Here is a 19407-nt window from a genome sequence, read left to right as displayed (position 1 = left end):
TGTTTAATGGCTTTTATTTATTTGTTATTTATTTCTTCTTTAATCATGTTTAATACAGTATGTGGGCTGGATAGCACTTCGTCATTAGTAAAGCGAAGTATCTTGTACCCCATATCTGAGAGGATATCCGTACGGATTTGGTCATCTTCTTGTTGCTGAGGTTCGCAATGGTAAGCCCCATCAACCTCTATTATAAGTCTCTTCTCTAAGCAAATGAAGTCAGCGATATAATCATATATGGGATGTTGCCGTCTGAATTTGAAGCTACATTTTGATTGGCGTAGAACTTTCCAAAGGACTTTCTCTGCATCCGTCATGTGCCGTCTGTTCTCCTTTGCAAATTCTTTTAATAGCTTATATCTATCAACAGAAGCAGTCTCAAACCATTGCGCTCCATCCTTTCCCATACCTTATAGTCTAACTATCTACCTTTTCCCTAACAACATCTAATAGTAGTGTCTACTCCCCTCTCCACTCGGAGAGGGGGCGGGGGTGAGGCTTTATTTACTATTCTGCTTATAATACTTTATCAACTTAGGCACTACCTCCTCAACTGTTCCATTGATGACATAGTCGGCAATGGCATTGATGGGGGCGTCTGGGTCGTTGTTAATAGATATGATGATACCGCTGTCCTGCATTCCAGCAATGTGTTGAATCTGCCCAGAGATACCACAAGCGATGTACACTTTAGGGTGAACGGTGACACCTGTCTGTCCAATTTGGCGATCGTGGTCTACCCAACCAGCATCAACAGCAGCACGACTAGCACCGACCTCACCATGAAGTTCCTTTGCGAGCTTGAATAGCAAGTCGAAACCTTCCTTTGAACCAACACCATATCCACCAGCAACAACGATAGGAGAACCCTTCAAGTTGTTCTGTGCTGGTTCGACATGGCGGTCGATAACCTTTACAACATAGTCTACTTCAGGCACATATTTAGCAACATCTGGATAGACAACCTCATTCTTTGCCTTACCCTCATAGAGTGCTTTCTGCATTACACCAGAACGAACCGTTGCCATCTGTGGACGGTGGTCTGGGTTGACAATCGTTGCTACGATGTTACCACCAAAGGCAGGGCGAATCTGATAAAGCAGATTCTCATAATGCTTGCCAGCTTTCTTGTCATCGTAGTCACCAATCTCTAGTTGTGTACAATCGGCAGTCAGACCACTTGTCAATGATGATGATACACGAGGACCGAGGTCACGACCAATCACCGTTGCACCCATCAAACAAATCTGTGGCTTCTCCTCTTTGAAGAGATTAACAAGGATATCTGTGTGGGGTGCAGATGTGTAAGGGAATAGTCCCTCACCATCAAAGACAAAGAGCTTGTCTACTCCGTAAGGCAGAATCTGGTCTTCCACCTTCCCCTTAATACCACTACCAGCAACAATAGCATGTAACTCAACACCCAATTCATTAGCGAGCTTACGACCCTTAGTCAATAGCTCCTGCGAAACCTCCTGTACGGTGGTCTCTTCTATTTCGCAATATACAAATACGTTATTCATAAGCCTCACCCCCGCCCCCTCTCCGAACCAACGGTCACTGACCGAAGGGAAGTAATGGAGAGGGGAGTGAAATGTTTCACTTGCTGGGGGATTTAAATATTTATATGATGCCTCACCTTTATGTATGTTAATAGCAAACAGTACATTCCACTCCCCTCTCCACTCGGAGAGGGGCTGGGGGTGAGGCTTTTTTACCCAATTATCTTCTCTCCTAATAGTTCCTTAACAAGTCCTTCAATATCCTCATCAGAGCCTGTTAGCGTCTGACTCTCCTTAGCTTGAAAGACAATGTTCTGCACTGCTTTCACCTTTGTTGGCGAACCGCTAAGACCGCATTGAGCTTCGTCTCCATCAACGTCAGCAACTGACCATTGGTTCAAAGTGAGGTAAGGACGCTCTTCGTAGAGGTTAGCCCAAGGCTCATTACCCTTGCGCTCCATAGGACATGTAGCGTATTTGTACTTCATAACGAGCTTAGCATTACATGGGCGAGCAGGTGCTGCAGAACCATTAACAGTAATCAGCACTGGCAATGGGGCTACGACCGTCTCAACACCACCATCAATATGACGGCGAATAGTTGCCTTTCCGCCTTCCACCTTTAGAATCTCTTCAGCGTAAGTAACCTGATTAAGACCTAACTTTTGTGCAACCTGTGGACCCACCTGTGCCGTATCGCCATCAATAGCTTGACGACCACCAATGATAATGTCTACATCCCCAATCTTCTTTACGGCAGTAGCCAAGGCGTAAGAAGTAGCCAAGGTGTCGGCACCAGCAAACTTGCGATCGGTAAGTAACCAACCGGTATCTGCACCACGATAAAGTCCTTGTCGGATAATTTCTCCAGCACGTGGAGGACCCATAGTCAAAATACCAACAGAGGCATCTGGGTCTTGATCTTTCAGTCGTAAGGCCTGCTCTAAAGCGTTTAGGTCTTCTGGGTTGAAGATAGCTGGCAGTGCTGCACGATTCACCGTGCCCTCAGCTGTCATCGCATCTTTACCCACGTTTCTTGTGTCTGGTACCTGCTTAGCAAGTACAACGATTTTCAAACTCATAGATATAAATGTGTGATTTAGAATTTCTTATTACGTGAGTGGTGGCAAAAGTACGTTTTTTTTAGAATATAAGCAAATTCTATGCATTCAATTCCTATGTCATTGAAAAATATGTTTCTTCTGTTTTCTATATCCTTCTGTCTAAAACTATGTTACTATACCCCTATGTTCGTATGTTACTATGTCTCCAAAGCCTGTGTCATTGAAAATATGTTCTTCTGTCCTTCTGTCTAAAACTATGTTACTATGTCTTTATCTGTGTTCTTCTGTCTTATACAAAAGCCCCACCCTCTTTTTGGGGGTGAGGCTGTGTACCACAGGAGCGAGAGAACCAAATTAATACACTAGTTTTGAAAGACATTAATTTCACAATTAATATAATCGATTGTCTTATTACAGAACGATTGATACCCTGAATCAACCTTAAATGCTCCCGTGGTAAAAACCTCCCCAAGCCCCTCTTCGGCTTTTTACCCCGCTTGTGGTCCAACCGCTTCCTTTTCTTTTTCTTCCCCTTTCTTCTCAGGCTCTTTCTCTTTCTTCCTAGCAGGATTATCCACTGACACCTCCACAGCATTTGCAGCCTCACGCATCCTATTCTTAGGAGTAAAGACAATCTTTGGTTTCTTCAGTGTGGCAGCTGTCACGTCCTTCATGTCGTCCATCATCTTTGGAGGGAAGTAAATGCGAAGCGAACCGAGGTCGCCAAGGTCAATACTGGCACCCATCTTCAGCGAGCGGCACGCCATCTTACCCAATGTGATAAGCGTGTTCATCACATCACCACGCGAGAGCGATGTCTCGTCCATAATCATGTCGCAAAGCGAGTCAAGCGTCATGTGTTGATTACTCTTGGGCACAGCGTAGTACACCGTCTGCCCCTTCTTCTTCCCGATTGTTTGTTTCTTTGATTTTACTTCAAACTCTACCATAGTATTTACTTTTAAATGGTTGATAATTATATTGTTAAAACTCTTTTTCTATTGGTATTCAATACTTCGTTTCAAGGGTGTTTAAGACTCTTCTTCAAGGGTGTTTAACACTGTTGATCAAGGGTGTTAAACACCCTTGACCGTAGGTGTTAAACACCCTTGAAGCCCATTGTTTATGTCCTATCTCAATCACCGTACGGCGGTGTCTTAGGTGCCGCCTTTTTGAGGCCGACACCTGTAAAGGAGCAATCGCGAGGACTACTGAAGTGCCTCCGCCCTGAACCCGCTGGCGCGGTGGTAGTAGCCCACGTTGGCGTGACCACTGCTGATGTACAGGCAGTACGCATAGATACTGCTCCATGAGAGAGCACTTGACGACCAATAGAAGCCTACGTTGCCAACATTGCTCAGCTGACCAGAGCCGTAGTAAGCCAAGGCGGGCAGGTAGAAGTAATTATTTGCGTCAGCTGCGGAAGGAAGAGTGTAAGATGCGGACCAGCTTCTTTGGTAGCCATTTGTTCGCCAATCGGTTCCGTCTACGGCTTTGTTAGCGTCAAATCCGCTTATATTCGCCTTCTTCTTAAACCACATACCACCTTTATATAAGTGACCCATTGTTGTCCAAAGTTCGTCTGCGTCCCAACGTGGTTCGCCCTTTGCGGCGTACCATGTCATCTCGTTCACGTTGGGAAGACCTGCGCAACTTTGGGTAGCGTCGAAGCGACCTGAACCACCGCCCTCGTGGTACCAACGATTGTTAGTATCGCTACTATTCCGTGGATAGTCGCTGCTGGCAGACTGGCTTGTCAGTGTTGGCTGGCTGCCACCAAGGTTCCATTCTTGCCCCTTCCAGTACTGTTCCTGTGCGTCCCACATGTAGTATTTGTCACCGTCGTAATTCTTTATTTGCAGATCAGCTTCCATGTTGACGTATTCGTTCTTTGCAAAGGTATGGGAAGGAATAATCTTGGTAATTGTTCCCTCTATGTTCGTTGCAACATCCTTTACCCAGTAACGGATTCTTAAAGTGTGTGTGCCAGGCTTGATAACCATGTAAGCACCATTGGTTGTTAGACTGGCAGAAGTGTTTGTCAAGGGAAAACCATTTTGAAATGTACTACCATAGTCGCCCTTTGTTGTAAGTACAATCTGCTTTCCGTTACCTGTACCTGTTAATGCGCCTGCACCAGTATCTGCGGTTGGATCAAGTGTATAGGTAGATGTGGATGCAATGTCATTATCTGATGTCACTTCTATCTTCGTGAGATAGCAATACTTTAGTACATCATTGCTTGTATAAGGCTTAAAAACAAGGTAAGCTGCCTTGTGGTCGAGTGCAAACTCGAACTCGTGGCTTGTAGCGTTGCGTGTTGCCTTGGCTATACCGCAATCGCCTGATGCACCAAAGTGAGCGGTGGTGTTAGGCTCTGTTTGCGTTTGACTCGCAGAGATGGTTACTTGGTTTTGATTACCATTCTTACCAGGGTAATAAACTTCGTATGAAGATTTGGCGGTGTATTTACCAGGCATTAAAAACTTAAAAGAGGCTTTCTTGCCTGTTGGCGAGTTGCTACTTTGCTTCCAATTGCCACTATCGTCCTTTACCCAAATCTTATCGCCTGCTTCCCAATAGAATTTGCCATCTGCCTCCATGGTTGTGCGTGTTGCTGGTTCGCCTGTGCAGAATGCAGTTAAGCCTTTATCGTCAGTGGAGGTTTTGCCGTTCTGCGCTAAATCATCATTCGCACAAGAGGCAAAGGCTAATGTTAAACCAAACACGACAGCCAAAGACGCTAGTCGTGCGATGAATGAATGTCGTTTCATTGTTTTCTTCATTTTTACTTAGTTCTCTTTGTTAATAACTCTCTGTTAGTCTTCCCAAGCGGAAAAATCGTCTTCGTTCTCATTGTCAGCTCCCTGCCATGCTGGTGCTTGCTTAGCACTGCTGATGGTTCCGCCAGGAGTTGCTGGGTTATGCTGACCATTAAAAGGAGACCCCGCCATTAAATTAGTGGTTTCGTTTACCTGAACTATTACGCAATTAGGTGCAGAATAATTCTTCTTTTCTTTCTTTTTCTCCATTGTTTTATTGATTAAAAATAGTTGTTATTTCGTGCTTAATTTTTCTATATTTCGGTTTAGGTACGGACACAAAAAAAGAACAAAGGAAACTCCTAGAAGTCCTTTGTTTACAGGGTTTGCGACACGCTTCGCGCGCGCGTACGCGAGAAGAAAAAAATGTGTAATTTACGTCTGCTCTACTAGAGAGAGAGAGAGAGAGAGAGTATACAAATATTTGGAACTACCAAATTATTTGCTATCTTTTTCTCGTTTTTAGATGTTAAAGAATCCAACGCAATAGCACATGCATTTACACCTTTATTATATAAGGCGCAAACGTTAGCTTGATTGAAATTCGTTGTTTGTAACATCATTATTAATAAGTTAATTCTCACTCAACGGGCGCAAAGGTAATAAGATAAAATGGAATGGGCAAGGAAAAGAAGGAAAAATAAAGCCTCACCCCCAACCCCTCTCCTCCAGAGAGGAGGGGAGTAGAGAGTATTATTCAAGATGTATTCTTTTAAAAAAGGAGTGTGATGTAATAAGAATATTGTATCTTTGTCGTTCTAATAGATGATTATAACATAAGGAAACGATAAAGGTAAGACACATGTCCAACGAACTAATGTATCAAATACTTCGTAACTTCCCGTTCGCTCCGACCACCGACCAGATGCATGCCCTTGATGTCTTCGAACGCTTCATAACCGATAGCGATGAGCGTTGTGTGATGATACTCCGAGGTAGTGCTGGTACGGGCAAAACCTCCTTAGCAAGTGTTATTGTGCGCACGCTCTTAGACTTGCAATACAAGATAAGCCTTCTCGCACCTACTGGTCGTGCAGCAAAAGTATTCTCTTTAAACTCTGGTCAGCCTGCTGCTACCATTCATCGAAGTATCTATCGAGAGCGAACATTCGCTGGATTGGATGGAAAGTTCAACCTTAATGCGAATCTCTATCGTAATCGTTTGTTCATGATAGACGAAGCCTCGATGATAAGTCTAACCTCCGTGAACTCCACCTTTGGGAGTGGTTGCTTGTTAGACGACCTCATTCAGTTTGTTTATAACGAACGCAACTGCCGAATGTTGCTGATTGGTGATAAGGCGCAGTTGCCCCCTGTGGGTGAAGCCGAGAGTCCCGCCTTGCGTACTGACGTGTTAGCTGCTTATGGCTTGAAGGTCTATGAGTGTGATTTGAATGAAGTTCTCCGTCAAAGCCAAGACTCTGGTATTCTCTATAATGCTACCATCATTCGGCAAATGATTACCCACGACCAAGCAACAGCACTACCCAAGATTCGCTTCAAAGGCTTTGCCGACATCTCAATCGTACCTGGCGATGAACTCATAGAGAGCCTTTCAACGAGTTATGCAGAAGTAGGAATAGATGAAACCATGGTTATCACACGGTCGAATAAGCGTGCCAATATCTTCAATCAGGGTATTCGTAATATGGTATTAGGGCGTGAAGAGGAATTGACAACGGGCGATATGTTGATGGTGGTGAAGAATAAGTATAAAGCCCCCCACAATCCCCCCGAAAGGGGGGAAGCCCAAGCAGCAGGGGAGGGAATGCAAGGTAAGGCGACCTCCAACAAAGGACTCTCTTCTTTCAGGGGGATTGAAGGGGGCTTCATAGCCAATGGCGACCGTGCTATTGTGCGTAGTGTGCGCAATGTGCGGGAGCTTTATGGATTCCGTTTTGCCGATGTTACCTTATCATTCCCCGATTACGACAATACCGAGGAGGATATGATCGTCATTCTTGATACGCTCACAACGGAAGCACCAGCACTAACGCACGAACAGAACGAACAACTCTTTCAACAAGTACTGGCAGATTATGCCGACGTACCACTGAAGTCTGATCGTATGAAGAAGATACGTGAGGATGATTATTACAATGCTTTGCAAGTGAAGTTCGGATATGCTATTACCTGTCATAAAGCACAAGGTGGGCAGTGGGCGCACATCTATCTTGATCAAGGCTATATGACAGATGAGATGCTAACTCCCGACTATATCCACTGGCTCTATACAGCATTCACCCGTGCCACGGAGCACCTTTATCTTGTTAATTGGCCGAAGACACAGGTGGAGGAAGCGTAAGAAAGAGGAGGTGGATAGGATTATTTAAGATATCGGTAGGCTGATGCTTAGATAGTATTAGTACCTTTGTGCGCACAAGATAACAACCATTTATAAAGCAAATAACATGTACATTGAGAAGATCAAGTCGCCAGCCGACTTAAAACCACTAAGTATCGAAGCATTAAAGATTGTAGCGGATGAAACTCGCCAAGCAGTATTGAATCGTGTTAGTAAGCATGGTGGGCACATTGGTCCGAACCTCGGTTTCGTAGAGGCAACGGTTGCTTTACATTATGTATTCGATGCACCGAAGGATAAATTAGTCTTTGATGTGAGCCACCAGAGCTATCCGCATAAGGTTCTAACAGGTCGTGCGTCTGGTTTCTTAGGTGATTTGGAGGCGATGGATGCCATCAGTGGATACTCATCACCTACTGAATGTCCTGAATATGACAACTTTGAAGTGGGACACACATCCACCTCTGTGAGTCTTGCAACAGGTCTTCAGAAGGCACGTGACCTAAAGGGTACGAACGAGAATATCATTACTGTCATAGGAGATGGCTCCCTTTCAGGTGGTGAAGCATTTGAGGGATTGGATGAAGCATCCGAACTTGGCACTGGAATCATCATCGTTGTCAATGATAATGAGATGTCTATTGCAGAGAATCATGGCGGTATCTACAAGAACTTACGTGCCTTGCGTGAGAGCCACGGAACCTGTGAGCATAACTGGTTCAAGGCGTGGGGATTTGAATATAAGTACCTTGAGGAAGGCAATGATGTTGCGAAGTTAATAGAGTTATTCCGCAGTGTGAAGGGGACAGATAAGCCTACTGTCGTTCATATCCACACAGAGAAAGGACATGGTTTCGCACCTGCTGTAGCCAATAAAGAGGCATGGCATTATGGTATGCCTTTCAATATCGAGGATGGTAGTCGACCAGCGTCTCCAGCGTATGAGTCCTATGAGCAACTCCTTAGCGATTGGATGTTAGAGGAGATGAAGACGGATAAGACGCTCGTTGCTGTTACCTCTGGCACCCCATCTGTAGCTGGGTTTACACCAGAGAAACGTATGAAAGCAGGCAAGCAACATGTTGATGTAGGTATTGCCGAAGAGCAAGCTGTAGCAATGATATCTGGTATGGCAAAGGGCGGACTACATCCAGTATGGACAGTCTTTAGTACGTTTATCCAACGCAGCTACGACCAGATTGCACAGGATCTCTGCATTAACTCTAACCCAGCAGTTATTAATGTAGCATGGGGTGGCACGGCATCTATGAATGATATTACGCATATCTGCCTTTTCGATATACCAATGCTTTGTAGCATACCAAATCTTATTTATCTTGCTCCAACTACCTGTGAGGAATATTTCGCAATGCTTCGTTGGGCTATCCAACAGGATAAGAAGCCTATCGCCTTACGTATTCCGACCAACGGAGTTAACCATACTTCAGAGGCTGTTGATACCATGTATGACTACGAACCAAAGTATAAGATCATGCACAAAGGCTCAAAGGTTGCTATCATTGCAGCAGGTTCTTTCTATCAAAAAGGTGAGAATGTAGCTCGCTTATTGGCTGATAAAGGGATTGATGCAACCCTCATCAATCCTCGTTATCTGAATGCTGTTGATGCGAATACATTGAATGCTTTGAAGGATGACCACGAGTTGGTTGTGACATTGGAAGATGGTTGTAAGGATGGAGGATTCGGTGAGCGCATTGCATCTTACTATGGCCCTACTGATATGAAGGTACTTGTTGGCGGCGTAAAGAAGGATCTCTACGATCGTTTCGACCTTCAACAGCTATTGTCTGATAACCATTTACAGGATGAGCAGATAGTAGAAGATGTGCTAAATATCCTGTCGTAAGTGCGTTGTCAGTATGTTTTTACTCTCCAATCAATAGGTGTCTTTGCCTATTATACATAAGAGAAAGGGAATTAAAACTAGGTTTCTACTTGTATTGTAAGCGTACTATCATCTTGCTAATAGATATAGCTTGCGTGATTATACACGCCCTGTATAATCCGTTATCACGTAGATGATACTCAATTATACACCGCTGTATAATCCATTATCACGTACGTGATACTCAATTATACAAGGCTGTATAATTTGCTGAGGCATATCCCTTCTGATTGACGGGACGCCCTTCTCGATACAAGGAGAGCCTCTCCTTACATCAAAGAGACGCCCTCTTCCATTGGAAGAAGGCGTCTCTTATCTTATTCTTTATAGTCCTTTGTTAGTGAGGTTATGTCTTGTTATATCTGTTACTCACTGTTGTTTGTCACAGAAAAGCCTACTTGTGCAATGCTGCTGGTTAACTTCCCAACCATTATCTTCGCTGCATTATCAGGCGCAACAGCATCTCCAAGGCGTTCGCGGACGATTTGATAATCGGCAAGCATGCGCTCACGAGCGGGCTGACCGGGTAAGATTCGATATAACTCGTTGGCTATATTGTAAATTGAAAAGCGGTCGGCGAGTAATTCCTGTACGATTTCTTTATCGGCAATGAGGTTGACAAGGGAGATGAAACGCACCTTAATTATATGCTTGAAAGCGAAACGAATGAGCTTCGGAACGGGCGTCTCATAGCAAACCACTTGCGGAACGTTGAGTAAAGCGGTCTCAAGTGTTGCGGTTCCACTTGTTACTAACGCCGCTGTGGAGTGGGTGAGTAACTCGTAAGTCTGCAACTCCACCATCTTAGCTTCACTATCTCCGAGATATTTCTTATAGTATGATTTCTCGATAGAAGGGGCTGCTGCAATCACCATTTGATAATCTTCAAAGTGGCGTGCAGCCTCAAGCATTGACGGAAGATTATCCTTTATCTCTTGTTTCCTACTGCCTGCAAGGATCGCAATAATCGGTTTCGACGATAAGTTATTACGCTGACAGAACTCGTCTTTCGACTCTGTGTAAACATGTTGGAAGTTATCTACTTCCTCCTTAGTGGGGTTGCCAACGTAATGTATTTTGTAGTGATGTTTCTTCTCATAGAAAGCTATTTCAAACGGAAGAATAGAGAACATCTCCTTCACATCACGCTTAATAGCTTTGATTCTCCATTCTTTCCATGCCCATATCTTCGGTGAGATGTAATAGAAGACAGGTATGTTTGTATTCTTCTTTACATATTTGGCAATACTAAGATTGAAGCCTGGATAGTCGATGAGGATTACTACGTCGGGTTGCCAACGTACGATATCTTCCTTGCACATCTTCATGTTCTTGAAGATAGTAGGTAGGTGGAGTAGAACTGGCACAAAGCCCATGTAGGCAAGTTCCCGATAATGTTTAACCCGTGTTCCACCCACTCTCTGCATTAGATCTCCACCCAAGAAGCGGAACTCGGCAGCAGGGTCATACTGCATCAAAGACTGCATCAGACGTGAAGCATGTAGATCACCAGAGGCCTCACCAACAATCAAGTAATACTTCATATATCAAGTGTTTAGAGGGTATTCCACGTGTTCATCTTCTCAATCATATCGTAGTCCGTGACGTCAATACGTGTTGGCGTAACCGATACATAGCCATGATTTAAAGCCCATTGATCCGTGTCGGTGGCATCGGGTTCATCGTTTCGATAATGCCCAGTTAGCCAATAGTAATCGAAGCCACGAGGGTGTTTGCAACGTTCAACCTCCCGTGTCCAACTACCGAATCCCATACGGCAAACCTTCAAGCCAGCGAACTTCTCCACCTTAGGGAAGTTCACATTCAAGCATACGCCCTTAGGGAGTCCATCGGTAAGAACCTTCTTTACAATCTTTCTTACGTAATCCCTGAGGTAAGAGAGGTCGGCTTCAGTGTTATAGTCACAGCTTGAGAAGGCAATAGAAGGAATATATTTCATACAGCCTTCATAGGCTACTCCCATCGTACCACTGTAGTGATTATTCACAGAAGAGTTGTCGCCATGGTTGATGCCACTAAGGATTAAATCTGGTTTACGCTCTTTGAGCAACTGATCTAATGCAAGTTTAACGCAATCGACAGGTGTTCCAGTACATGACCATACCTCACAATTAGGAATGTTATGACGTTGTTTCAATAACAAATAATCAGTTACCGAGAAGGCACATGAGAATCCCGAACGTCCAGACTCGGGTGCACAAACAACCACATCAGCAAAGTCTGTGAGGAAAGAAACCAACGTGCGAATACCATTCGAGTGGTATCCATCATCGTTAGAGACGAGTATAAGTGGTTTAGTAAAATCCATTGTTTTCGCTTTTGATTGGATGCAAAAGTACGAAAAAAGGTTTATAAAGCTCCCTGTCTCACATAATTTGTGTATCTTTGTAGCCTAATAAACGTATTTGGAATATATAGAGAAATGGGAAAGATTATCGCTCTCGCCAATCAAAAAGGCGGTGTCGGAAAGACAACAACCACCATCAATTTAGCGGCTTCTCTTGCTACTTTAGAGAAGAGCGTGTTGGTTATCGATGCCGATCCACAGGCTAATGCGTCAAGTGGTTTGGGTGTAGATATAAAGGAAGTGGACTGTTCTCTTTATGAATGTATCATTGACCATGCCGATATAAGAGACGCTATCTACACAACTGATATTGATGGGCTTGATATTGTGCCCAGCCATATTGACCTTGTCGGAGCCGAGATTGAGATGTTGAAACTCAGCGGTCGTGAGAAGGTAATGAGCAATCTGCTTGCTGAGATACGTGATGATTATGATTACATTCTGATAGACTGTAGTCCGTCATTAGGGCTTATTACGGTCAATGCCTTGACAGCAGCTGATTCCGTAATCATACCTGTTCAGTGTGAATACTTTGCTTTGGAAGGTATTAGCAAACTGCTGAATACAATCAAGATTATTAAGAGTAAGCTTAATCCGAAGCTCGAGATAGAAGGATTCTTGTTGACGATGTATGATAGTCGTCTTCGGTTAGCTCGACAGATATATGATGAAGTTAAGCGTCATTTCCAGGAACTGGTGTTCCGCTCAGTCATACAACGTAACGTGAAGTTATCCGAGAGTCCGAGTCATGGATTACCTGTTATCCTCTATGATGCAGACTCTACTGGAGCAAAGAATCACCTTAATCTGGCAAAAGAAATCATCGAAAAGAATAAGAAATAAGGAATGGCTGTACATAAGAAATACAATCGAAATGCAAAGACAAATGCGTTGGGTCGTGGGCTTGACGCATTGATTTCTACTGATACTGTTAGTACACAAGGCAGCTCAACGATTAATGAGATAGCCTTAGATCAGATCGAAGCGAATCCTAATCAACCACGTCGTGAGTTTGATCCAGTCGCTTTGGAGGAGTTGGCAAATAGTATTCGTGAGCTTGGATTAGTACAACCAATCACCTTGAGACAGATAGCTGATAACCGCTTCCAGATTATCGCTGGTGAGCGACGTTGGCGTGCAAGCCAGTTAGCTGGATTAACAGCTATCCCTGCTTATATTCGAACGATTAAGGACGAAAGTGTGATGGAATTGGCGTTGGTAGAGAATATCCAACGTGAAGACTTGAATGCTATTGAAATCGCACTTGCCTATGAACACTTGTTGGAGAAGAGTGGTATGACACAAGAGAGAGTGGCAGAGCGTGTAGGAAAGAGCCGTGCCGCTATAGCTAACTATCTTCGTCTTTTAAAACTTCCAGCGCAAGTGCAGATGGCATTACAGAAGAAGGAAGTTGACATGGGGCATGCTCGTGCATTGTTATCATTAGATAATCCGGCATTACAACTGAAGCTTTATCGTGAGATTCTAAAGAATGGTTATAGTGTTAGAAAGGTAGAGGAACTATGTCAACAGCTTAATAGTGGGGAAGACATACAGTCTGCCAAGAAGAAAATAGCAGCTCGTAAGCGTCTTCCTGAAGAGTTTAATATCCTCAAGCAACGCCTTTCCTCTTTCTTTAACACAAAGGTTCAGATGAGTTGCAATGCGAGTGGGAAGGGGAAGATAAGTATTCCGTTTGCTTCAGAAGAAGAATTGGAGCATATTATGGAAGTGATGGATAAAATGAAGTAAAGTACTTCTTTACAGGTATTAGTTAATAAAGACGGATAGTGATGATGGTTAAGAATATAATTCGTAGGGGGATATTAGCAGTAGGGATGCTCGTTTGTTCAATGGGTATGCAGGCTCAGAATGTCTCTGATGATACGATAAAAGTAATCTATCCAGGCGATTCCTCCGTTGTTAAAGTTCCTAATTCACAGGATAAGTATGTGGAAGAAAGAGCGATATTAACACCAGATGATGAAGGACGTCTTACTTCCGTTGTGCGTAAGGATAGCCTTAGTCTTGTGAAGCGACAAGGTCGTGATTGGGCAAAGTGGCGTCCTAATCCTAAGAGAGCACTGTGGTTAGCATTGGTATTACCTGGTGCTGGGCAGGTTTATAATCGTAAGTATTGGAAGCTCCCAATATTCTATGGCGGTATTGTTGGGTGTATTTACGCAATGACATGGAATAATCAGATGTATCATGACTATGCACAGGCATACGTCGATCTTGTTGATAATGACCCTACGACCCAGAGCTATAATAGCTTCTTGCATTTGGGTACAACGATTACATCTGCTAATGAAGAACGCTATAAAAACATATTCAAACAACGTAAAGATCGCTATCGTCGTTGGCGCGATTTGAGCATCTTTGCAACCGTGGCAGTCTATGCTTTATCTGTTATTGATGCTTATGTAGATGCCTCCCTGTCGGATTTTAATATTTCAGATGACCTGTCATTACACATTGCACCGACAGTCATTCAAGATAAGAGTATCGCTACGCCAAATCATCCCTTCCGTTCTTCGGCAATAGGACTAGGCTGTAGTTTGACATTCTAAGCAGTGACGCACTGTATTTGCGTTAACTAAATAAGACGTAATGAAGCATAAGAGATATTTCGTTGCACTATTAATTACACTGGTGACAACTGCTAGTTTACACGCGCAGAGTCAAACTGTTATAGACAATCATGGTAAGAGTCTAAATGTTGTAATACCAACTGCTGATGGCTCATTGACTGGTTATGTTGATGTTGACTACTCAGATGATAAGTTCTATGAAAGTGGTAAACTTCAGGGCGTGAATAGTGAGGAAACAACAGAAAAAGGCACTATCGGGGATTTGGAAGAAGGTTTGGAAGGTATTAAACGTAAGATGCGTAGCCTTTCAGAAGTGATGACATTGACTTGTAATGACGAAGTGAAACGATATATTGATAGGTACACAAAGGCTGGACGGAAGTCTACGAGTTACTTACTTGGGCGTGCAAGCTATTACAACCCATTCTTTGAAAAGGCCTTGCGTAGCTATGGTCTACCACAAGAACTGAAGTATCTTCCTATTATAGAATCAGGTCTTAACCCTAATGCAACATCGCGAGTTGGAGCCGCAGGACTATGGCAGTTCATGACAACCACTGGTAAACAATATAACCTTCAGATTGATAATTATATTGATGAAAGGCGTGATCCAGAGAAATCCTCTTATGCTGCAGCACGCTTGCTAAGCGATCTTTACAATCGCTTTGGAGATTGGACTCTAGCTTTGGCAGCCTATAATTGTGGTCCAGGACGTGTGAGTAGTGCTATTGCTAAGGCTGGTGGTGGATCCGATTTTTGGGCAGTTTATCGTTATCTCCCTAAAGAGACACGAGGGTATGTGCCAGCTTTTATAGCCGTAAACTACGTGATGAATTATTATGGCGATTATAATATAACACCGCTTCCAACCAATCTTCCAGCTCAATGTGATACTGTTGTGATAGAGAAAGACGTCACATTAGCGAAGGTGGCAGACGTTTTGGGGATTGAATTAGATAAGATTAAAACACTTAATCCACAATACAAGTTGGGTGTAGTGAAAGCCTTTTCTACTTACGGAATGGCTAAGTTAAGATTGCCAGCAGATATGATTGAGAAGTTTAACTATAGCAAAGAACTTATATATCAAGATGAGGCATCATTCGAGAAAACCGGCCCTAATGTCGTTGCTACTAACACGAACCAAACAACCGCACTACATAGACAGGGCGTGATGATGCACTAAACAAGTCTTTCACCTTATTATATATAGGAAAGGATGCACTATGGATAAAGACAAGGAACGAACAGAAGAAAAAGTGATTGATTATGAGAAGATGGTTGATGAAGCCTTTCAACATCTTCTAGATACCTATCTTGCCTCTCGTCATCGTAAGAAGGTTGACATCATAACTAAGGCTTTCAACTTCGCACGACAGGCTCATAAAGGTGTTCGCCGATTGTCAGGTGAACCATATATCTTGCACCCAATCGCTGTTGCTCAGATAGCTTGTGAAGAGATGGGACTTGGTGCAACGAGCATTAGTGCAGCCTTATTACATGATGTTGTAGAGGATACGGACTACACAGTAGAGGATATTGAAAACATCTTCGGATCGAAGATTGCGCAGATAGTTGATGGTCTGACAAAGATTTCTGGAGGCATTTTTGGAGAGCAAGCCTCCGCTCAAGCAGAGAATTTCAAGAAGCTCTTATTGACGATGAGTGACGACATTCGAGTCATACTCATTAAGATTTGTGACCGCTTACACAATATGCGCACCCTTGCTTCACAGCCTGCTAACAAACAATACAAGATTGCTGGTGAAACGCTCTATATCTATGCGCCGCTTGCGAATCGACTAGGTCTTAATAAGATAAAGACCGAATTAGAGGATTTAAGTTTCCATTACGAGCATCCCGATGCATACGCTTCTATTGAGAAGAAATTGGCTTCTACGCAAGCACAACGCGACACTCTCTTTGACGAGTTTACTGCTCCTATCCGCAAAGAACTCGATAAGATGGGCTTTGAATATGAGTTGAAAGCACGTGTGAAGAGCCCTTACTCCATTTGGTGTAAGATGCAGAACAAACATGTAACATTCGAAGAGATTTATGATATCCTTGCTGTTCGAATCATCTATAAGCCTAAGTCTAAGGAAGAGGAAATCAATAACTGCTTCCAAATCTACGTTGCAATCAGTCAGATATACAAGAGTCATCCCGATCGACTTCGTGACTGGGTGAACCATCCAAAGGCTAATGGTTACCAGGCATTACACGTCACTTTGATGTCAGCAAAGGGTCGATGGATAGAGGTGCAGATTCGTTCTGAACACATGAACGAGCTTGCTGAACAAGGATTTGCAGCCCACTGGAAGTATAAGGATGGTGGAGAAATAACTGAAGATGAGGGTGAATTGAATGAATGGCTTAGTACAATCAAGGAGATTCTGGATGATCCTCAGCCTGATGCAATGGACTTCTTAGATGCTATTAAGCTCAATCTCTTTGCCTCAGAAATATTTGTCTTTACTCCAAAAGGGGAGATTAAAACAATGCCAGCAGGCTGTACTGCACTCGACTTTGCCTTTCAGATACACACATTCCTTGGTAGTCACTGCATTGGAGCAAAGGTTAATCACAAGCTAGTACCGCTTAGTCATAAGTTACAAAGTGGTGATCAGGTTGAGATACTCACGTCTATGTCACAGCATGTTGATCCCTCTTGGATTAACTTCGTATCGACTGCTAAGGCAAAAGCAAAGATACAAGCAATCCTTCGTAGGGAGAGTCGTGAGGTGCAGAAGAATGGTGAAGAGCGACTGTTGCAATGGTTGAGAGCAAACGACTTAGAGATGACAACGGCCGTATTAGATAGGCTTTGTGAGTTGCACGACCTTAAGAAGCACGATAGTCTCTTCCTATCTATTGGAGATAAAACAGTCATACTTGGAGATACAGATCTTAATGAACTTCGAGGGAAGAATAAGTCTGAGAAGCCTACGGAAGGGCGTGGTTGGCGTCGTTATGTGCCATTCTTGAAGACAAGTGGAAAGAAGGAGATGCAAGCCGTGAACACGGATGACTCGGAGCGTTCTGAAGGTTTGATAGTTGTAACAAAGGACTTAAATAAGAAGAAGCCAATCTTCATCAATGAGGATAATGTCTATCGTTATGTGTTCCCACATTGCTGTCATGCCATACCAGGGGACGATATCTTGGGGTATATCGATAATAAGAATCACATTGAGATACACAAACGTTCATGTCCAGTAGCAGCTAAATTGAAAGCCAGTTATGGTACTCGTATATTGGATGCAAAGTGGGATATGCACCGCAGTCTATTCTTTGGAGCAGCCATACAGATACGTGGTATTGACAGAAGTGGTATGTTACACGATATTTCCGATGTGCTTTCTGATCAGCTAGGAATCAATATTCGTAAGATCACAATCACGAGTGATAATGGCATATTTGATGGTACAATAGAGATGCAAGTACATGATCGCAATGATGTAGAAGTGATTGTTGAGAGTATGAAGAATATAAAAGGTGTACAAGAAGTACAATCTGTTTTATAGGTAAGAAGGTTTCCAGAAGTCACCATATAGCTTCCTTGTAGGGAAGAAGTGACTAATGGATACAAGTAAAGGGGAGGCTTTCTTCGTTTTGAAGAAAGCCTCTCTTCGTTGCAAAGAAACGCCTTCCTTCTATGAAGAAGGGCGTTTCTTTCTTTTCTCCTCATTGTCATGTCTCACGTAACTCAATATGTTAGAATACGAAAGACACGAACTTCTCCACCCTAAAATCCTATATCTAACATACCATAAAATAGTGTTTGGTAGTTGAAATAACCATGTTCTTACCCAAAAATAAGTAATATGTAAATCGCTAAAAGTAAGTATTGCAGTAATAAATAAATATCTATACCTTTGCAAACGATTAAGGTGTTGTATAGAATAAAGTACTGAATAGGACTTCATCTACAAACAAACATCTACGAATCTGCGGACCTGTAGGCAATAGCCAATAGATCTCTAAGCTTAATTTATGAACTGAGTAGCACCCTAAATAATACTTATTTCCATCAGAAAGAATGGGGATATAGCATAAACTTAAGTGATAAACTACTCACAATCTGATAATATATGATTAAATTAAAGATGAACTTTGGAAGGCATGTTAGATTATTGTCATCTACAATCCTAATGTCTTCTTTGTTACTTTTCTCGCCTCCACTCTTAGCCTCGATAACGGCGCATGGGAGGGAACATGTTGGTGATGATGATAAGAATGAAGGTTCTTCAATCACCTTTTCCGTAGTTGCTGAACAATCTCAAGAGCCCCTCGTTGGTGCTGTGATACATTGCGAAGGTTTGGCAACTCCTGTTGTCACGGATATTAATGGTCGTTGTGTGGCTAAGTTCAAACATCCTGTAACTCGCATAAAGGTTTCGGTCTCTTATTTAGGTTACAAGAACTTGTCACGCTTGATAGTTGTTCCAGCAGACGGACAAGTGGTCTTGACGATGAAAGACGACTCTAAGCAGTTGGATAATGTGACGATTACAGCCTTGAAAGGACATACCACTGTCTTGCAACAATCGGCATCAATTAGTCAAGAGGCATTAGAGAAAGGCGGTGCAACCTCACTAGCCAAACTACTTGAGACAGTGCCTGGCGTGAGTTCAATTAGCACGGGAAACACGATTGCCAAACCTGTTATTCAAGGTATGCACAGTAGTCGAATCCTATTGATGAACAATGGAGTTCGCCTCGAAAGTCAGAGCTGGGGAGCCGATCATGCGCCCGAGTTAGACTATACGGGATCGAGTATGGTTGAGGTAGTCAAGGGTGCTGAGTGCATTCGTTATGGCTTTGGTGCAATGGGCGGAGTTGT

At 43.2% G+C, this 19407-nt stretch carries 16 protein-coding genes; 8 read left to right on the top strand and 8 right to left on the bottom strand.

The window, feature by feature from the left end; all coding sequences use genetic code 11:
• Nucleotides 1-17: 17 nt before the first annotated feature.
• The 6 genes from O3603_RS06450 to O3603_RS06425 form a co-directional block, all read right to left on the bottom strand.
• Entirely contained in the window at nucleotides 18-407 is a 390-nt protein-coding gene (locus O3603_RS06450; protein ID WP_371521598.1) for an endonuclease domain-containing protein, read from the bottom strand.
• Nucleotides 408-500: 93 nt separating this feature from the next.
• Nucleotides 501-1523: an electron transfer flavoprotein subunit alpha/FixB family protein gene (locus O3603_RS06445; RefSeq protein ID WP_018910562.1), complete on the bottom strand. Its 1023-nt coding sequence runs from the start codon at nucleotides 1521-1523 to the stop codon at nucleotides 501-503.
• 191 nt (nucleotides 1524-1714) lie between these two features.
• Nucleotides 1715-2584, bottom strand: a complete 870-nt coding sequence (locus O3603_RS06440) for an electron transfer flavoprotein beta subunit/FixA family protein (RefSeq protein ID WP_371521596.1) — start codon at nucleotides 2582-2584, stop codon at nucleotides 1715-1717.
• A 470-nt stretch (nucleotides 2585-3054) separates the two neighbouring features.
• Nucleotides 3055-3516, bottom strand: a complete 462-nt coding sequence (locus tag O3603_RS06435; protein ID WP_371521595.1) for an HU family DNA-binding protein — start codon at nucleotides 3514-3516, stop codon at nucleotides 3055-3057.
• 258 nt (nucleotides 3517-3774) lie between these two features.
• Nucleotides 3775-5352, bottom strand: coding sequence for a hypothetical protein (locus O3603_RS06430; protein ID WP_371521593.1), 1578 nt, complete (start codon nucleotides 5350-5352; stop codon nucleotides 3775-3777).
• Between the two features lie 33 nt (nucleotides 5353-5385).
• Nucleotides 5386-5598, bottom strand: coding sequence for a hypothetical protein (locus tag O3603_RS06425; protein WP_009433829.1), 213 nt, complete (start codon nucleotides 5596-5598; stop codon nucleotides 5386-5388).
• Between the two features lie 592 nt (nucleotides 5599-6190).
• Between O3603_RS06425 and O3603_RS06420 the strand changes: the two genes are divergently transcribed.
• Both O3603_RS06420 and O3603_RS06415 read left to right on the top strand, forming a co-directional pair.
• Nucleotides 6191-7693 (top strand): ATP-dependent RecD-like DNA helicase, encoded by a 1503-nt coding sequence (locus O3603_RS06420; protein WP_371521591.1) that lies wholly within the window; start codon nucleotides 6191-6193, stop codon nucleotides 7691-7693.
• Between the two features lie 106 nt (nucleotides 7694-7799).
• Complete coding sequence (locus O3603_RS06415) at nucleotides 7800-9560, top strand: 1-deoxy-D-xylulose-5-phosphate synthase (protein ID WP_371521589.1); 1761 nt, start codon at nucleotides 7800-7802, stop codon at nucleotides 9558-9560.
• Nucleotides 9561-9964: 404 nt separating this feature from the next.
• Here the strand turns inward: O3603_RS06415 and lpxB are convergent, their stop codons facing one another.
• On the bottom strand, nucleotides 9965-11143 hold the full coding sequence (gene lpxB, locus O3603_RS06410) for a lipid-A-disaccharide synthase (RefSeq protein WP_371521588.1): 1179 nt from the start codon (nucleotides 11141-11143) through the stop codon (nucleotides 9965-9967).
• A gap of 11 nt (nucleotides 11144-11154) precedes the next feature.
• Nucleotides 11155-11928, bottom strand: coding sequence for a 5'/3'-nucleotidase SurE (gene surE / locus O3603_RS06405; RefSeq protein ID WP_371521586.1), 774 nt, complete (start codon nucleotides 11926-11928; stop codon nucleotides 11155-11157).
• A 114-nt stretch (nucleotides 11929-12042) separates the two neighbouring features.
• On the opposite strand from surE, the gene O3603_RS06400 reads away from it, so the two are divergent.
• From O3603_RS06400 to O3603_RS06375, 6 genes are all read left to right on the top strand, one after another.
• On the top strand, nucleotides 12043-12810 hold the full coding sequence (locus tag O3603_RS06400; RefSeq protein WP_311453777.1) for an AAA family ATPase: 768 nt from the start codon (nucleotides 12043-12045) through the stop codon (nucleotides 12808-12810).
• Between the two features lie 3 nt (nucleotides 12811-12813).
• Nucleotides 12814-13719 (top strand): ParB/RepB/Spo0J family partition protein, encoded by a 906-nt coding sequence (locus O3603_RS06395; RefSeq protein WP_371521583.1) that lies wholly within the window; start codon nucleotides 12814-12816, stop codon nucleotides 13717-13719.
• Nucleotides 13720-13760: 41 nt separating this feature from the next.
• The gene (locus tag O3603_RS06390; protein ID WP_273539890.1) at nucleotides 13761-14540 is read left to right on the top strand and encodes a DUF5683 domain-containing protein; all 780 of its coding nucleotides are present in this window, start codon (nucleotides 13761-13763) and stop codon (nucleotides 14538-14540) included.
• Nucleotides 14541-14580: 40 nt separating this feature from the next.
• Nucleotides 14581-15747, top strand: coding sequence for a lytic transglycosylase domain-containing protein (locus tag O3603_RS06385; protein ID WP_155716480.1), 1167 nt, complete (start codon nucleotides 14581-14583; stop codon nucleotides 15745-15747).
• A gap of 40 nt (nucleotides 15748-15787) precedes the next feature.
• The gene (locus O3603_RS06380) at nucleotides 15788-18088 is read left to right on the top strand and encodes a bifunctional (p)ppGpp synthetase/guanosine-3',5'-bis(diphosphate) 3'-pyrophosphohydrolase (protein WP_371521581.1); all 2301 of its coding nucleotides are present in this window, start codon (nucleotides 15788-15790) and stop codon (nucleotides 18086-18088) included.
• 567 nt (nucleotides 18089-18655) lie between these two features.
• On the top strand, nucleotides 18656-19407 hold a 752-nt coding region (locus tag O3603_RS06375), incomplete at its 3' end, for a TonB-dependent receptor plug domain-containing protein (protein WP_371521579.1).

Source organism: Prevotella sp. 20925_1_30, from assembly GCF_041433025.1.
Lineage (GTDB): Bacteria > Bacteroidota > Bacteroidia > Bacteroidales > Bacteroidaceae > Prevotella > Prevotella vespertina.
The sequence above is the reverse complement of the archived record's forward strand: the minus strand, read 5'-3'. Positions and strand labels throughout refer to the sequence as shown.

Bases quoted from the DNA above. Each gene is read 5' to 3' on its own strand.
- O3603_RS06450 (WP_371521598.1), bottom strand. From the start codon at position 407: ATGGGAAAGGATGGAGCGCAATGGTTTGAGACTGCTTCTGTTGATAGA.
- O3603_RS06445 (WP_018910562.1), bottom strand. From the start codon at position 1,523: ATGAATAACGTATTTGTATATTGCGAAATAGAAGAGACCACCGTACAG.
- O3603_RS06440 (WP_371521596.1), bottom strand. From the start codon at position 2,584: ATGAGTTTGAAAATCGTTGTACTTGCTAAGCAGGTACCAGACACAAGA.
- O3603_RS06435 (WP_371521595.1), bottom strand. From the start codon at position 3,516: ATGGTAGAGTTTGAAGTAAAATCAAAGAAACAAACAATCGGGAAGAAG.
- O3603_RS06430 (WP_371521593.1), bottom strand. From the start codon at position 5,352: ATGAAGAAAACAATGAAACGACATTCATTCATCGCACGACTAGCGTCT.
- O3603_RS06425 (WP_009433829.1), bottom strand. From the start codon at position 5,598: ATGGAGAAAAAGAAAGAAAAGAAGAATTATTCTGCACCTAATTGCGTA.
- O3603_RS06420 (WP_371521591.1), top strand. From the start codon at position 6,191: ATGTCCAACGAACTAATGTATCAAATACTTCGTAACTTCCCGTTCGCT.
- O3603_RS06415 (WP_371521589.1), top strand. From the start codon at position 7,800: ATGTACATTGAGAAGATCAAGTCGCCAGCCGACTTAAAACCACTAAGT.
- lpxB (WP_371521588.1), bottom strand. From the start codon at position 11,143: ATGAAGTATTACTTGATTGTTGGTGAGGCCTCTGGTGATCTACATGCT.
- surE (WP_371521586.1), bottom strand. From the start codon at position 11,928: ATGGATTTTACTAAACCACTTATACTCGTCTCTAACGATGATGGATAC.
- O3603_RS06400 (WP_311453777.1), top strand. From the start codon at position 12,043: ATGGGAAAGATTATCGCTCTCGCCAATCAAAAAGGCGGTGTCGGAAAG.
- O3603_RS06395 (WP_371521583.1), top strand. From the start codon at position 12,814: ATGGCTGTACATAAGAAATACAATCGAAATGCAAAGACAAATGCGTTG.
- O3603_RS06390 (WP_273539890.1), top strand. From the start codon at position 13,761: ATGATGGTTAAGAATATAATTCGTAGGGGGATATTAGCAGTAGGGATG.
- O3603_RS06385 (WP_155716480.1), top strand. From the start codon at position 14,581: ATGAAGCATAAGAGATATTTCGTTGCACTATTAATTACACTGGTGACA.
- O3603_RS06380 (WP_371521581.1), top strand. From the start codon at position 15,788: ATGGATAAAGACAAGGAACGAACAGAAGAAAAAGTGATTGATTATGAG.